Source organism: Priestia sp. BR_2 (assembly GCF_041954005.1).
GTDB classification, from domain to species: Bacteria; Bacillota; Bacilli; order Paenibacillales; family Paenibacillaceae; genus Paenibacillus_AQ; species Paenibacillus_AQ lautus_A.
Genome location: NZ_JAVFHM010000070.1, coordinates 1 through 14,706 on the forward strand (window position 1 = coordinate 1; position 14,706 = coordinate 14,706).

The window sequence follows — 14,706 nt, forward strand, 5'->3', positions numbered from 1 at the left end:
CAATGAGGTTTACCGTTAAAAAAGACAAACGTAAAGGTTAACGAGCCTCCTGGTAACGGGAGTCATTAGGGAAGCTGCGGCGGACTAGGATTTAAAGGTTCCAGAAAGACACACCCGTTACCTGCGCAAAGGGGTGCTGAAAACGCTGCCAAAGCGGCTATGGAACACGGTATGAAAGCGGTGGAAGTCATGGTTAAAGGTCCTGGTGCTGGTCGTGAAGCAGCAATTCGTTCCCTGCAAGCAGCAGGTCTCGAAGTGAACCTGATCAAAGACGTAACACCAATTCCACATAACGGATGCCGCCCACCAAAACGTCGTCGCGTATAATGAAGTCATCCTGTTAATGTGGTATAAATCCGTTGCAATCTGCTAATAATGGTTGTTTAGGCATACTACTACATGGATTACTGGATAAGATGACAGTTTCATATAGGAGCGACGTTTGAAGGAGGGGTACTTGCGTGATTGAAATCGAAAAGCCGAAAATTGAGACCGTTGATGTCAATGAAGAAGGAACCTATGGGAAATTCGTTGTTGAGCCTCTAGAGAGAGGATATGGCACGACGCTGGGGAACTCGCTTCGCCGCATCTTGTTATCCTCACTCCCGGGTGCAGCCGTCACATCGATTCAAATCGATGGCGTGCTTCATGAATTCTCCACGATTCCGGGTGTCATGGAAGACGTGACCGAGGTCATCCTGAACCTGAAAGCTTTGTCTCTGAAAATTCATTCCGATGAAGAGAAAGTGTTCGAGATTGATGCGGAGGGTGAAGGGGTTGTTACTGCTGGTGACATCCGTGCGGATAGTGATGTGGAGATTCTGAATCCGGATCTTCATATTGCGACGCTGGGCCCTGGTGCAAGACTTCATATGCGTATTTTTGCCAGTCGCGGTCGTGGCTATGTCCAGGCGGATCGGAACAAACGCGATGACCAGCCTATCGGCGTCATTCCCGTCGATTCGATCTACACTCCGATTAGCCGTGTTAACTACGGCGTGGAAAATACGCGTGTTGGCCAAGTAACCAACTACGACAAACTGACGCTTGAAATTTGGACGGATGGCAGCATCCGCCCAGAAGAAGCCGTTAGTCTCGGCGCGAAAATCTTGACTGAGCATCTGTTCCTCTTCGTGGGTCTGACCGACGAAGCGAAGGATGCGGAGATCATGGTCGAGAAAGAAGAAGACAAGAAAGAAAAAGTGCTTGAAATGACGATCGAAGAGCTGGATCTTTCCGTTCGTTCCTACAACTGCTTGAAACGTGCCGGCATTAATACGGTACAAGAGCTGACTACGAAAACCGAAGAGGATATGATGAAAGTCCGGAACCTCGGACGCAAATCCTTGGAGGAAGTTCAAGAGAAGCTCGAAGAGTTGGGCCTGGGACTTCGTACGGAAGAATAACAGATTCGGCTTAGCTTAGCAAAGGAGGGAAAAACACATGGCATACCAAAAGTTGGGCCGCGATTCCAGTGCGCGTAAAGCGTTGTTCCGTGACCTGGTAACCGACCTTTTCTTATATGAGCGTATTCAAACGACTGAAGCCAAAGCGAAAGAAGTTCGTTCGATCGCTGAGAGACTGATCACAAAAGCAAAAAAAGGTGATCTGCACGCTCGTCGTCAAGTAGCTGCATTCGTGCGTCGTGAAACGGTTGACGGTGAACAAGATGCAATCCAAAAATTGTTCTCCGAAATCGCTCCTCGCTACGTAGAGCGTCCAGGCGGATACACGCGTATCCTGAAACTGGGTCCTCGTCGTGGTGACGCAGCTCCAATGGTTTATTTGGAACTGGTAGATCGCGCGTAATTTCGTTTTGTTCCATTGAAGTGACTGAAGTTATGTATGCCCGGCTCTTCAGATGTTTATTCTAGGGGCCATGAACGGGAAGTGGTGCGAGATATAGTCGATCATTTGGTTCGACTCGTCTCGACTACTCCATGGGCTACGATAACGGGGACCTTCTAGTCATGTGGCTGACTCGAAGGGTTCGGCTTAACATGATGAAAAGGAGCTCCTATGGGGCTCTTTTTTTGATAGATATGGAACTCATGAGTTTTCAGCGAAGCTGATGAGGTTCTAAATCGCAAGTTTCGTTGCGGAATCATTCGATGAAAGCACGCAGGAGGCAAGCAATGCGTAATCTTCTGATGAAGGTCAGTTACGACGGTACCGATTATAACGGCTTTCAGACCCAGCCCGGTGGCCACACGATTCAGGACTATTTGGAGGAAGCCATTCGCCGCTTGTCCGGAGAGCAGCTCAAGATTACGGCTTCCGGCCGGACAGATGCCGGGGTGCATGCCCGCGCCCAGGTATTTAATTTTTACACGGCTTCCCCCATTCCCGTGGAGCGTTGGTGCATGGCATTAAACACTTGGCTGCCGGAAGATATCGTGGTTTCGGATGCAATGGAGGTACCGATGGAATTCCATTCCCGCCATGCAGCGAAACGCAAAACCTATCGTTTTACCATCAATGCGAATCAATATCCGGATCTATTCAACCGGCGGTACCAGATCCATCATCATGGAAAACTGGATATCGCAGCGATGGAGCAGGGACTTTCTCATCTGATCGGAACGCATGACTTTACAACGTTTGCGTCACGAAAGTCGACGAAGCCGTCCCATGTCCGTACGATTTTTGATGCTTGGATCGAGAAGGATACATCCATGTGCCGCCCAGGCACCAGAGATCAAGGAATCATTCATACGTTCATATCCGGGAACGGGTTTCTGCAGCACATGGTCCGGATCATTATGGGAACGTTGATTGAGGTAGGGGAAGGCAAGCGCCATCCGGATGATATGAAGGTCATATTGGAAGCCCAAAATCGGGCGGCAGCCGGTCCCACAGCGATGGGCAAGGGCTTGATGTTATGGGAAGTGGATTACGATATCGCCGGCCAAGAGAAGCTGCAATGACTGACGCGATACGTGCCACGCAGACGGCTGTTCCCCAAAGAACCGGAAAGCGTTCGGGATGCGTTTGGCGGCTTGTTTGAATCAAACCGCAGGGTGTAAGGTAGAAAAGCAAAAAACACTTGCGGAAGTGGGCGTAATCCTGTATTATATAAGTTGTGTTTTCTTAACGGCTCTCCCACAGCCCCGGTTAAGAGAATGCCAATAGCAAGACAGCAACACCATGAAAATGCTTTACACATGAACGAAGATAAATGATGAAAATTAATGATGATTTTCGGACGAATACAAGGAGGAACTATACATGCGTACCACCTATATGGCGAAGCCAAATGAAGTTGAGCGCAAATGGTACATCGTTGATGCCGAAGGCAAAACGCTTGGCCGTTTGGCAAGTGAAGTTGCGGCTCTGATCCGCGGCAAACATAAGCCTCAATTCACTCCACATGTTGACACAGGGGATTTCGTGGTTGTTATCAACGCCGAGAAAATCCACCTCACTGGCAAAAAGATGGAGAACAAGAAATATTATCGTCACTCCCTGCATCCAGGTGGATTGAAAGTAACTTCAGCTCAAGACCTGATTGCTAAATTCCCAGAGCGTGTAATCGAAAGCGCGGTTCACGGCATGCTTCCTAAAACTCGCATGGGCGAGAAAATGAAGCTGAGACTGAAAGCATACGCAGGCACGGCACATCCACATGAAGCACAAAAACCAGAAGTTTACGAACTTCGCGGTTAATTAAAAAGGAGGACAGTTTCATGGCACAAGTACAATACTATGGGACAGGTCGTCGTAAGCACTCGGTAGCACGTGTACGCCTCGTACCGGGTGAAGGACGCATTGTCATCAATAAACGTGATATCAATGAATATTTCGGTTTGGAAACACTCAAACTGATCGTTAAACAACCTTTGAATCTGACAGAAACACTGGGCAAATATGACGTGCTTGTCATCGCTCACGGTGGCGGCATCTCCGGTCAAGCTGGAGCAATCCGTCACGGTATCTCCCGTGCTCTTCTGAAAGCAGATCCTGAATTCCGTCCTTCTCTGAAAAGAGCTGGATTCCTGACTCGCGACCCTCGTATGAAAGAACGTAAGAAATACGGTCTTAAAGCAGCTCGTCGCGCGCCTCAGTTCTCCAAACGTTAATATTCGATTTACCAAGCCCTTGGCCATTACGGTCAAGGGCTTTTTTGTGGTGTCTGAAAGCATAATTCTCGAAGCATAGGTCTCCCGGTTATGGCAACACACCGTCCTCTGCACGAAGTCTGTCTACTGTGTTGGAAAAGTGGACAAGACAATTGTAGTCAGGTTGTCCACAAAGATATGCACATCATGGTGAGCACATTAGGGATACGTTCGCGTGTTTTGGGGCATGTTGTTCACATCATGTGCACAGGTTGAGGATAGAAAGAATGAAGCTGGTCTCCGAGCATGATCATCTGACATCGTTAACCACTTGACTTCATATGTAAATAGAGATATATTATTAATTGCAAATTAATTAAGTACTTAAATAATTAATATTTAATCATTAATTAGATAAGTAATTTCTTGGAGCAGTAAGGGGTGATATGGTTGGATCGCAATGAAGAGATTTTTAAGGTGTCGTCGATGTTCCGGGCGCTGCTGAAGAACATTTCTCAAGAATGGAACAAGTCGAGCGCCGGGAAATACAATTTAAGTTTCCCTCAATTTCAGGTGCTGTATGTATTAAAGATGAGAGGACCTCTAAAGGTCTCGGAGCTTGCTGAAGTTTTGTCTTTGACGCCGCCGGCTATAACCGGACTGACGGATAAATTGGTTGCAGAAGGATATCTGCAGAAAGAACGCGCCGAGGATGACCGCAGAGTTGTCAACATCACGCTCTTGGAACCGGGGCTTGAGATCATTAAGAAAGTGAAGAAGGATCAAAAAGAAATGATCCAGGGATTTTTCGACTTCCTCTCAGAGGAAGACATTCAGCATTTAAGAAGAATCTTCTCCTTGATGCTGTCAAACATAGATAAAAACAATCACAACGGGTAGAGGTGGAGCATGGAGCATTTAACGCTTAAACGTAAAGTTTCGATTATGATCGCGATCATGGCTGCGATGTTCTTCGCAGCCATTAACCAGACGATAACAAGCACCGCGATGCCGCGGATTATCGCCATTCTCGATGGCATGGATTATTATACATGGACCATCAACATTTATTTGTTAACATCAACGATCGCTACCATACTGGTTGGCAAGCTGTCCGACATGTTCGGACGTAAGCCGTTTATATTGATAGGTATATTGTTTTTCATGTTAGGGGCTTTCCTGACGGGTACTTCGACAGACGTGTATCAGTTTATCATTTATCGCGGTATTCAAGGTATCGGTGCCGGCATTATCCAGTCAACGGCATTTATGTCGGTCGGGGACTTATTCCCGCCGCGGGAACGTGGTAAATGGATGGGCCTGATGACGGCGGTATTCGGTTTTTCCAGTGTCCTGGGTCCTACGCTTGGCGGTTACCTGGTCGATAACATTGAATGGCGCTGGTTATTCTGGATCTTCCTGCCGCTGGGCGTCGTTGCCTTTATCATGATCATGACATTGTTCCCTAAGGTCGAACGCAAACCGGGTCAATCCATCGATTATTTGGGCTCCTTATTCCTGACAACGGCCATCGTTCCGTTGCTTCTTGCCTTTTCTTGGGCAGGTACGGAATATCCTTGGGGATCGCCGGAAATTATCGGTCTCATAGCGGCTTCGGTCGTATCGGCCATCATCTTTATATTTGTTGAGACAAAGGCCAAGGAACCGGTTTTGCCGCTGAGTTTGTTTAAGAACAGCGTCGTTACGGTTTCCAATCTGATTGGATTCATTATGAACTTCGGTTTGATGGGCGCGATGATTTACATCTCGTTCTACGTGCAGGGCGTACTCGGCATTTCGCCTACCTATGCCGGGTATGTAACGATTCCGATGTCGGTCTTCATGATGGGAATGAGCGCCGTCGTGGGCCAGCTGATCGCGAAGAGCGGCAAGTACAAACGTTACGCGCTGCTTGGCGTACCGATCATGATTGTGGGCATGGGTATCATGGTATTCATGGATAACCTGTGGCTGACCGTGGTCAGTACCATCATTTTCGGTGTCGGTCTTGGTTTGGGCATGCCGGTATTCTCGCTGGCCACGCAAAATGCAGTATCGCACAAAGAGCTTGGCGTAGCGACGGCTTCTTCCCAATTGTTCCGTAATCTTGGCGGTACGATCGGTATCGCGGTTATGGGTACGGTTATGTCGAATAACCTGACGAAGAATTTGAAGGATGCACTTCAGTCGGAGAGCGCGCCTGACTTCAGCTCCTTGGATCCGCAGATGGCCCAGCAGATGCTATCGTTCGCGAATCCGCAGACGCTGATGAATAAGCCGTTGATCGAACAGACGCAAGCAAGCCTTCCTGCAGATGTGCAGCCATTATTCCTGCAGATGATAGACAGCATTCGCGATGCGCTCGGAAATACGCTATCCATGGTATTCCTTACCGGGATGCTGGTGCTTGTGGTCGCATTGCTGCTCGTATTCTTCTTGAAGGAAATTCCGCTGCGGACAACGAATCAGGCATCGGCTCCCAAGTCCGAGGATTCGGAAGGAAAAAGTGCCGGTGCAGGCATGAGAGCCAAAGAGGTATCCGTAGCATCGGAGTAAGGTCCAAGACTTGTCATAATGTTTGGAAAATAGAATAGAGAGAAGCCCCTTCCTGCTTGTGCAGGAAGGGTTTTTTCGTTTTTTATGGTAACGATTTGATGGTTGACATTTATTAGGAATGTTTTATACTGTATTTAATTCATATTATTTCAGTAGGATTATCGGGATTAACGAAAAATGGGGGAGGCATCCAATCATGAATTTGCTGGAGAAAGAAGATCTGATCCGAGTGCAAGCTGAAGAGCTTGAGCACGCATCGGCTGAGGAAGTCATCGAATATGCTATCAAGACGTTTCCTAACATAACGTTTGCTTGCAGCTTTGGAGCAGAAGATGTGGTATTGGTCGATATGATTCAGAAGATCAGTCCGTCGACGGATATTTTTTATCTGGATACCGACTTTCATTTCAAGGAGACATATGAAACGCGGGATCGTATGGCAGAACGTTATGGGCTGGAATTTGTGCGCGTATCTCCTCTCATCACGCCGGAAGAGCAAGCGGCTCAGCATGGCGAAGCATTATGGAGCGTCAGCCCGAACGAATGCTGCAACATCCGCAAGGTAGAGCCGTTGACCCGGATTCTGTCTCAATACGAGGCTTGGATCACAGGCATACGAAGAGATCAAGCCCCTACCCGGGCGAACTCGAAGAAGATTGAATATGATACCAAGTTCGGTTTGGTGAAGTTCAATCCGATCGCGGGCTGGACGAGTGAGGATGTGTGGAATTACATCCGCACGAACGAGATCATCTACAACCCGCTGCATGATCAGAATTATCCGAGCATTGGCTGCGAATACTGCACGCGGCAGGTCATGCCGGGAGAAGATCCACGTGCAGGACGCTGGTCCGGGCATGAGAAGACGGAGTGCGGGCTTCATAAATAAACAGATAAGAACCACTTGCCTTATCACAGTTGCAGCATAAGAAGGAGGAATTATTCATGACAGCCATACTCCCTCATGGCGGCACCCTGGTACAGCGGGTAGCCCAAGGAGAAGAACGTGAAGCTTTGTTGAAGCAGGTTGACACCTTTCATAAGATCCCTGTAAACGCCTGGAGCATTTCGGACTTGGATCTAATCGGGGTCGGAGCATTTTCGCCATTGCAGGGATTTCTGAACGAGCAGGACTACAAATCTGTCGTTTCCAATATGCGTTTATCTGACGGAACGGTGTGGAGCATACCGGTCACGCTGGCCGTAGATGAAGACACGGCGGCGAAGCTCGTAGTCGGCGAGAAGGCGGCGCTTGTAGGAGAAGAAGACGGCGTCGTTTATGGCGTCATCGATGTCGAGAGCGTCTACCAGGTCGATCAGCAAGTCGAGGCTGTACAAGTATTCAAGACCGATGATCCGGAACATCCAGGCGTGAAAAAGCTTTTGGAACGACCTGCGACGTATGTTGGAGGTCCGATTCAAGTATTGAATCGTCCACAGCCGGAACGTTTTGGCGAGTTTTATTTTGATCCGGCAGAGACACGCGCACATTTTAAAGCCAAGGGCTGGAATACGGTTGTCGGCTTTCAGACCCGAAATCCGGTCCACCGTGCACATGAGTACATTCAGAAAAGCGCAATGGAAATCGTAGATGCGCTATTCCTCAATCCGCTCGTGGGAGAGACCAAATCGGATGACGTTCCTGCCAACGTGCGGATGAAGAGCTACCTCACCTTGCTGGAGAACTATTACCCCGCGGATCGTACCTTCCTGGGCGTATTTCCGGCTGCCATGCGTTATGCAGGCCCAAGGGAAGCCATATTCCATGCCATGGTTCGTAAAAATTATGGATGCACTCATTTTATCGTGGGCCGGGATCACGCCGGAGTCGGCGACTACTACGGCACTTACGAGGCACAGGAAATTTTCAAGAATTTCACTGCGGAAGAGTTAGGCATTACCCCGCTGTTCTTCGAGCACAGCTTCTTCTGCACAACGTGCGGAAACATGGCCTCGAGCAAAACATGCCCGCATCCTAAGGAGGACCATCTGACCTTGTCGGGAACGAAGGTTCGCGGCTTGCTTCGCGAGGGGCAGTGCCCGCCGCCGGAATTTACGCGCCCGGAAGTTGCGCAAGTACTGATCGAAGGCATGAAAGAGCAGATCACGGTATAACGAAGGCATAAATAACCACCTTGTCCCATATGATGGAGTAGAACAACTCATGGGACGAGGTGGTTTTGTTATGTCCAGGCGGAGAACGGACAAGGTTACGGTATGGATATCGTTGAAGAGAATCAAACAAACCCTGATTGGTGCCGTACTACTGGCACTGCTCATTATCGTAGTGACGTACGAAATCCCCTCTGCCAAAACGTCCAATACCTGGAGCCTGCCGCTTGCCGGCAAAGTCATTGCCCTTGATGCAGGCCATGGCGGGCCAGACGGGGGAGCAGTAAGCCGCCAAGGCGTCATAGAGAAGGATGTAAACCTGGCCATCACCTTGTATCTACGTGATTACTTGCAGCAGGCAGGCGCGCTTGTCATTATGACAAGAGAAGGAGACTACGACCTGGCGGCGGAAAGCACCAAGGGATATTCCAAGCGGAAAACGGAAGACCTCAAACAACGCGTGCGGATGATCGAGGACAGCAAGGCCGACCTGTTTATCAGCATGCATCTGAACAGCATTCCGTCCAATCGGTGGAGAGGCGCGCAGACCTTTTTCCCGCCGAATAACGAGGACAGCAAGAAACTTGCCGAATTGATCCAGGCTGAAATTAGGCATAACCTGGAGAATACGCAGCGTCTGGCCAAAACGGACGACAAGATATATTTGCTCCAAGCCCTGCGCATGCCATCCGCCCTGGTCGAGGTCGGTTTCTTGTCCCACCCGGAGGAATCCGAATTGCTTCGGGACGAGAAATACCAGAGGAAGGTCGCAGCTTCCGTGTATAACGGCATTTTGCGGTATACCTCCGGAGAGTCCATCAGCGAGTCGTCACAAGCTGCAGAGTAATGGTATAATAGACACGAATAACGAAACATTGTCTATTCCATTACATAGAGCAGAGGTGCTTATATGCTGACTAGAGAAACGGTGCAGGAGATACTCCAGCCTTTACGTGATCCCGAAACCGGGAAGAGCCTGATGGAGCTCCAGCGTATTCGAGATATTGTAGTCAAGGAACGCACGGTTCGACTATCCGTGACGTACAGCAGCGAAGATGTACGCGCTTCCCTGGAAGCGCAGATCAGAGAAATTCTGGAGGCGATGGGGGCAGAGGATATTCATATCCGCATGCGTCCCCTGGACAATGCCTCAAACCAAGCGAACCGCGAGGAAGCCAACGATCGCGACAAGCTGACAAAAGGGCATGCTGCCGGCATGGAGCAGAATACGCTTCTAAGCGAACAATCCGGCGTTCATTTCATTGCGATCGCAAGCGGCAAAGGCGGCGTCGGCAAATCCACCGTTACGGTGAATTTAGCCGCAGCTTTGGCCCGACAAGGGAAGAGGGTCGGTCTGATTGACGCGGATATTTACGGATTCAGCGTGCCGGACATGATGGGTATTGAGGAAGGGCCCTCCGTAACCGAAGACGGCGTCATTCACCCGGTTGAGCGCTTTGGCGTCAAGGTCATGTCGATGGGCTTCTTCATCCGTGAGAACAGTCCGGTGATTTGGCGCGGACCGATGCTTGGCAAAATGCTGCGTCAATTTTTCACCGATGTCGCTTGGGGGGATTTGGACTACATGCTGCTTGATCTGCCGCCAGGAACCGGTGACGTGGCGCTGGACGTGCATCAGATGATTCCGCAGAGCAAAGAGATCATCGTAACCACCCCGCATGCTACGGCGGCGTTTGTTGCCGCCAGAGCGGGTGCGATGGCCTTGCAGACCGATCATGAAATTCTAGGCGTCGTCGAGAACATGTCCTATTATGTCTGCTCCCATGGCGGTGAGAAGGATTATGTGTTCGGTCGTGGAGGCGGAGGCAAGCTTGCCGAGACGCTTCATACGGAGCTTCTCGCGCAGCTTCCGTTGGGGGCCCCGGATAATCACCCTTCGGAGCCGGATTTCTCGCCATCGGTTTATAAACCGGGGACCGAGAGCGCAGCGATTTACGAAGAGATCGCCTCACGAATCGCGGCTAAGCTTGAAGGATCCGTTTAAGACCAACTCATAATATGACGAAACAAGCTCCCTCTGCAGGGAGCTTGTTCTATTTTTCGGAATGGATGCTTTAACCGCCGCCGCCGCCATCACCGCCGCCTTCTTCGCCGCCGCCGCTTTCACTGCTACCTTCACCGCCGCCACCGCCTTGCTCTTCTTGGCCTTGTCCCTCGCCTTGTTTTTTCTTTTCCACTTTAGGCTGAAGTTCATCTTTCACGACCGTTTTGAGCAGTTCCAGAACCTCCATGCGGAACAGCGGATTTTGCATAGCTTCCTGCATCACGGTCATGGACTGTTTGCGATAGTCCGGCGTATTGGTCAATTCAAGAAACGATTTCATCACATCCGGTGATTTTAACATATCCTGAATAGCCTTTTGATACGTAGGGTCCTTGATCAGCTGCATATGCAGCTGCTTGCTCTCGGAATTAATGGCCTTGGCAAAATCGCCGGCGAATTGCGGATCGGTCATGATCTTCTCAATTTCCTTCTTATATTCATCCGACACCAGCGTATCCTTAACAGCCATCCGAATTTGATCGCCAGATTGGGCGGACATCATCCGCATTCCCATTGATCCTCCGCTGCCTGAGGAACCGCCGGCTCCGCCCCCCATCGCTTCTTCCACCGCTTTTTTGCCTTCGTCGGTTTTCAGAATGTCGACCACCATAGACTTGATTTCTTTATAGCCAAGCTGCGGGGACGAGCTTTGTTCTACGCCACAAGCGGTAAGCACCATGGCAGCAACGAAGACGATAATACATAAACGAAATAACGGCCACTTCATTACCGTTGTCCTCCTTTTTTCGCAAGAAAAATCCTTCTGCGTGCGGTCTGTCTTTTCGTGAAAGTAAGTTGAATGTCATTTTTCTTACGGGTCTTCGCATAGTATGCGATGGATTTGCAGAAATATGTCGGATTCAGAATGGTTTTTTATTGTGAACGTTGGTAAAATAATGATCTGTGGGGGTGGAAGTTAGTTGAGCTTACGTAAGTGGTCCAAATTGTTTTTGAAAACGCTGCTCGTCGGGGCAGTGGCGGCATTGATCGTAGGTCTGGTCCTGCAGTTGTTTAATGGCGCTATCGAGTTCACGGGAATGGCCGATTTATTGATATACCCGCTGATTTTGTTAGGCTCTGGGGCGCTGGTGAGCGTATACTCCCAGATGGGCTTTTTTGCATACCTGACGTTAAATTATATGGGGATTGGCATATTCCGAAGAAAGACTTGGCAATACATTCAGATCGTGTTGGCTGTACTGGCATTGCTGGAGCTGATGTTCTTCCGTACGTTTGTCGGCGGATCCACCAGCCTGCAGCAGGATTTGATTCTGGGTATCTCCATACTGGTCATTGCCATTGTCGTTGCTTACCTCAAAGTAAAGAGCACAAATGCCAACGCATGGATCCCGACGCTGTTCTTCATGATGGCCATTTCCATCGTAGAGATTATCGGCGTGCTGCAAATCGGAGTGAGCAACGCCACGATTTTTATGGTTGTACCGTTGCTGATCTGTAATGCATACCAGATTCTGACGCTTCATAAAGTTACACAAGACGAAAAAAAGAGCTAACGCCTTAGCTCTTTTTTTGTTAAGCATTATTTAATGTTAAGGGTCTTCATGAGTCATAGCCCGCCTGCGTCTTCGATGCTCTTCTGCAATGAAGCGTGATCGCGGACCTCGGTGCCTTGGGTGCTGCCCTGTTGAAGCAGATCGGTGACCGTGACGAACTCGTAGCCTTGATTGCGAAGTTCCTTGATGATGAGAGGCAGCGCTTCATGGGTTTGCTTCACCGAATCGCTGGCGTGCATCAGCACGATATCTCCCGGATGGGCTTTGGAGACGACGCGATCGACGATTTTCTCGACGCCGATGTTCTTCCAATCCCTGGAGTCGGTATCCCACTGGATCACCGTGTAGTTCAGGCTTTGGGCGATGCTGAGGACTCTTTTGTCAAAATCCCCGTTCGGCATCCGTATCAATTTGGGTTCTTGTCCGGTCATTGCGGTTAAAATAGTGTGTGCCGAAGAAATCTGCTTGCGTATTTCCTCGTCGGTGAGCGTGCTGTAATTATCGTGCTTGAAGCCGTGGCTCCCGATTTCATATCCGCTTTCCTTGATGGCATTCACGATATCGGGATGCGTTTTGCTCCATGGCGCAGACAGGAAGAAGGTTGCCTTTTGAACTCCATTGTCCTTTAAGGCCTGTAAAATGGGCTCTGCGCGTTTTTCGCCCCAGCTGATGTCAAAGGTCAACGCAATCTGTTTCTTGTCCGTAGACACGCTGTAAATCGCTGACGGGTTGTCCTCGGAGAAGACCGAGATGTTGTCACTCTCCACATAAATAACGCCGATTGCAAAGATCGCCGCGGCAAGAACGAAGAAAAACCGCTTAATCTTTCTGCCGTTGAATACATAAAAAGAATTCATAATACGTGCGCCCCTCTCCCTTCAGTGTGCAATAGCTTGTTTACTTTCAACATATGCTCGTACTTGCGAGTTATACCAATTTAGGAGGTTCTCGAATGTTACGTTTTAGCATTTTTCTTAGAGATTTAAGATCCATCCGGAAGGCATTGCTCTTGGCGGCGGTTCTATTCATAGCCGGAATCGCAGCGGGAGCAAGCTCAGAGGGATTTGAGCAATTCCTTCTGGGTCAGCTTCAAGGGCTGGGGGAGATTAGCCAGCAGCTAGGTTCCTCCGATCATCCGGAATGGAACTTTTTTGTGTTCATCTTTCTGAACAACAGCATTAAAAGCGTGCTGGTTATGTTTTCGGGCTTGCTGCTGGGAGTGATTCCATTTTTCTTCCTGGTCGTTAACGGCATGGTGATTGGTTTCCTGGTGAAAGTCGTGGGGGAGAGCGGAGAGAGTCTGTTCGATCTGATCGTGAAGGGGCTGCTGCCTCATGGCATCATTGAGATACCGGTTATTGTGATTGCCTGCGGGTACGGCCTGGCTTTTGGCGGGCTGGTATTGAGAAGCGTTGTGGCAACAGGGGAACGCAGAAGCGGGATAGGCGCGGAGTGGCGAGGCTTTTGGCGGAAGCTGGGTACTGCTTCTTTATGGGTTGTCGTGCTGCTGCTCGTGGCCGCTATGATCGAAAGTACAATTACGTTGTGGCTGATGTCATAATTTTCCCGGAAATTGTGCATACCTAATAAAGCAGCTTGGCAGAGCAAAGAGAGAGCTGCGTGGACAGGGCGTACATCATGATGTTCAGACAGCTTTCATTCGGTTTAGAGATCCCGCCAAAACGGTTAATCACCATTACATAGGCAAGTGCAGCTTTAATCCGATTGAAGAGACGTGACATGTTCGCTTAAATATATAAGGAGGTCCTATCATGCTGGGAATGCTATTCAATGAGAAAGAGTGCAAAGAGCTTGATTATGTACTGCGAAAAGAACTGGATGAAATGCTGCTGGATTTGAGCGACCAACGATTGGACCAAAATATCAGGCAGGCGATCGCTAACCGATATAAAACGGTATTTCGCATGTATGCCCGCTTTGCCCCGCAGAAAGAACTCTCCAAATATGCGCGTAACGGGAAGTTTCCGCAAATCAAACATTAATTCTGCGAAAAAGTGTTGACTAACCGGCTAACTATATGTTAAATTAATTTTCGCTTCCTTTTCGAAGGTGATGCCGCCAACCGGCGGCCATCAAACTTCAAAACAAACTTCAAAAAACTTTTTTAAAAAAAGTACTTGCAAAGTTGATAGGAAGTATGATATATTATAAAAGTCGCCGCTGAGATGCGGATGACAAATAAGAAACACAGATTGATCTTTGAAAACTGAACAACGAGTGAGTAAAACGAACCACTTTTGGTGGGACGTTGAAATAGAGAATTGAACAAATTCTCGTCAGTTAAGAAATGAGCAAGTCAAACTTTATTGGAGAGTTTGATCCTGGCTCAGGACGAACGCTGGCGGCGTGCCTAATACATGCAAGTCGAGCGGACTTGATG

16 protein-coding genes, 1 rRNA gene and 1 pseudogene are annotated in these 14,706 nt (G+C 49.1%); 16 read left to right on the top strand and 2 right to left on the bottom strand.

Features of this window, described 5'->3' with window-relative positions; all coding sequences use genetic code 11:
- Nucleotides 1-72: 72 nt before the first annotated feature.
- The 12 genes and pseudogenes from rpsK to RB298_RS01355 all read left to right on the top strand — a co-directional run.
- Nucleotides 73-327 (top strand): annotated as a pseudogene (gene rpsK / locus RB298_RS01300) (30S ribosomal protein S11); the annotation flags it as partial.
- Between the two features lie 134 nt (nt 328-461).
- Nucleotides 462-1,406 carry a DNA-directed RNA polymerase subunit alpha gene (locus RB298_RS01305; protein WP_006212895.1) on the top strand — a complete coding sequence of 315 codons (945 nt, stop codon included), beginning with the start codon at nt 462-464 and terminating at the stop codon, nt 1,404-1,406.
- A 37-nt stretch (nt 1,407-1,443) separates the two neighbouring features.
- Nucleotides 1,444-1,809, top strand: coding sequence for a 50S ribosomal protein L17 (gene rplQ, locus RB298_RS01310; protein WP_009589203.1), 366 nt, complete (start codon nt 1,444-1,446; stop codon nt 1,807-1,809).
- A 326-nt stretch (nt 1,810-2,135) separates the two neighbouring features.
- The gene (gene truA, locus RB298_RS01315; protein ID WP_192570481.1) at nt 2,136-2,927 is read left to right on the top strand and encodes a tRNA pseudouridine(38-40) synthase TruA; all 792 of its coding nucleotides are present in this window, start codon (nt 2,136-2,138) and stop codon (nt 2,925-2,927) included.
- A 301-nt stretch (nt 2,928-3,228) separates the two neighbouring features.
- A complete protein-coding gene (gene rplM / locus RB298_RS01320) occupies nt 3,229-3,666 on the top strand; it encodes a 50S ribosomal protein L13 (protein ID WP_009589234.1) in 438 nt (145 codons plus the stop codon).
- A gap of 20 nt (nt 3,667-3,686) precedes the next feature.
- Nucleotides 3,687-4,079, top strand: coding sequence for a 30S ribosomal protein S9 (rpsI, locus tag RB298_RS01325; RefSeq protein WP_006212891.1), 393 nt, complete (start codon nt 3,687-3,689; stop codon nt 4,077-4,079).
- Nucleotides 4,080-4,508: 429 nt separating this feature from the next.
- Nucleotides 4,509-4,958, top strand: coding sequence for a MarR family winged helix-turn-helix transcriptional regulator (locus RB298_RS01330; protein WP_096777170.1), 450 nt, complete (start codon nt 4,509-4,511; stop codon nt 4,956-4,958).
- Between the two features lie 9 nt (nt 4,959-4,967).
- Nucleotides 4,968-6,614: a DHA2 family efflux MFS transporter permease subunit gene (locus RB298_RS01335; protein WP_192570482.1), complete on the top strand. Its 1,647-nt coding sequence runs from the start codon at nt 4,968-4,970 to the stop codon at nt 6,612-6,614.
- A 196-nt stretch (nt 6,615-6,810) separates the two neighbouring features.
- Nucleotides 6,811-7,503, top strand: coding sequence for a phosphoadenylyl-sulfate reductase (locus RB298_RS01340; RefSeq protein WP_277747134.1), 693 nt, complete (start codon nt 6,811-6,813; stop codon nt 7,501-7,503).
- A 56-nt stretch (nt 7,504-7,559) separates the two neighbouring features.
- Entirely contained in the window at nt 7,560-8,729 is a 1,170-nt protein-coding gene (gene sat / locus RB298_RS01345; RefSeq protein ID WP_015737616.1) for a sulfate adenylyltransferase, read from the top strand.
- A gap of 70 nt (nt 8,730-8,799) precedes the next feature.
- On the top strand, nt 8,800-9,573 hold the full coding sequence (gene cwlD, locus RB298_RS01350; RefSeq protein WP_486045380.1) for an N-acetylmuramoyl-L-alanine amidase CwlD: 774 nt from the start codon (nt 8,800-8,802) through the stop codon (nt 9,571-9,573).
- 63 nt (nt 9,574-9,636) lie between these two features.
- Nucleotides 9,637-10,731 (top strand): Mrp/NBP35 family ATP-binding protein, encoded by a 1,095-nt coding sequence (locus RB298_RS01355; RefSeq protein ID WP_015737614.1) that lies wholly within the window; start codon nt 9,637-9,639, stop codon nt 10,729-10,731.
- A 70-nt stretch (nt 10,732-10,801) separates the two neighbouring features.
- Here the strand turns inward: RB298_RS01355 and gerD are convergent, their stop codons facing one another.
- A complete protein-coding gene (gene gerD, locus RB298_RS01360; protein ID WP_096777167.1) occupies nt 10,802-11,518 on the bottom strand; it encodes a spore germination lipoprotein GerD in 717 nt (238 codons plus the stop codon).
- 193 nt (nt 11,519-11,711) lie between these two features.
- On the opposite strand from gerD, the gene RB298_RS01365 reads away from it, so the two are divergent.
- Nucleotides 11,712-12,305 carry a KinB-signaling pathway activation protein gene (locus RB298_RS01365; RefSeq protein ID WP_096777166.1) on the top strand — a complete coding sequence of 198 codons (594 nt, stop codon included), beginning with the start codon at nt 11,712-11,714 and terminating at the stop codon, nt 12,303-12,305.
- Nucleotides 12,306-12,358: 53 nt separating this feature from the next.
- Here the strand turns inward: RB298_RS01365 and pdaB are convergent, their stop codons facing one another.
- The gene (pdaB, locus tag RB298_RS01370) at nt 12,359-13,162 is read right to left on the bottom strand and encodes a polysaccharide deacetylase family sporulation protein PdaB (RefSeq protein WP_009589226.1); all 804 of its coding nucleotides are present in this window, start codon (nt 13,160-13,162) and stop codon (nt 12,359-12,361) included.
- Nucleotides 13,163-13,257: 95 nt separating this feature from the next.
- Between pdaB and RB298_RS01375 the strand changes: the two genes are divergently transcribed.
- The 3 genes from RB298_RS01375 to RB298_RS01385 all read left to right on the top strand — a co-directional run.
- Nucleotides 13,258-13,866 carry a stage II sporulation protein M gene (locus RB298_RS01375; RefSeq protein ID WP_009589220.1) on the top strand — a complete coding sequence of 203 codons (609 nt, stop codon included), beginning with the start codon at nt 13,258-13,260 and terminating at the stop codon, nt 13,864-13,866.
- A gap of 211 nt (nt 13,867-14,077) precedes the next feature.
- On the top strand, nt 14,078-14,308 hold the full coding sequence (locus tag RB298_RS01380) for a hypothetical protein (protein WP_009592811.1): 231 nt from the start codon (nt 14,078-14,080) through the stop codon (nt 14,306-14,308).
- A 321-nt stretch (nt 14,309-14,629) separates the two neighbouring features.
- A 16S ribosomal RNA gene (locus RB298_RS01385) occupies nt 14,630-14,706 on the top strand; the annotation flags it as partial.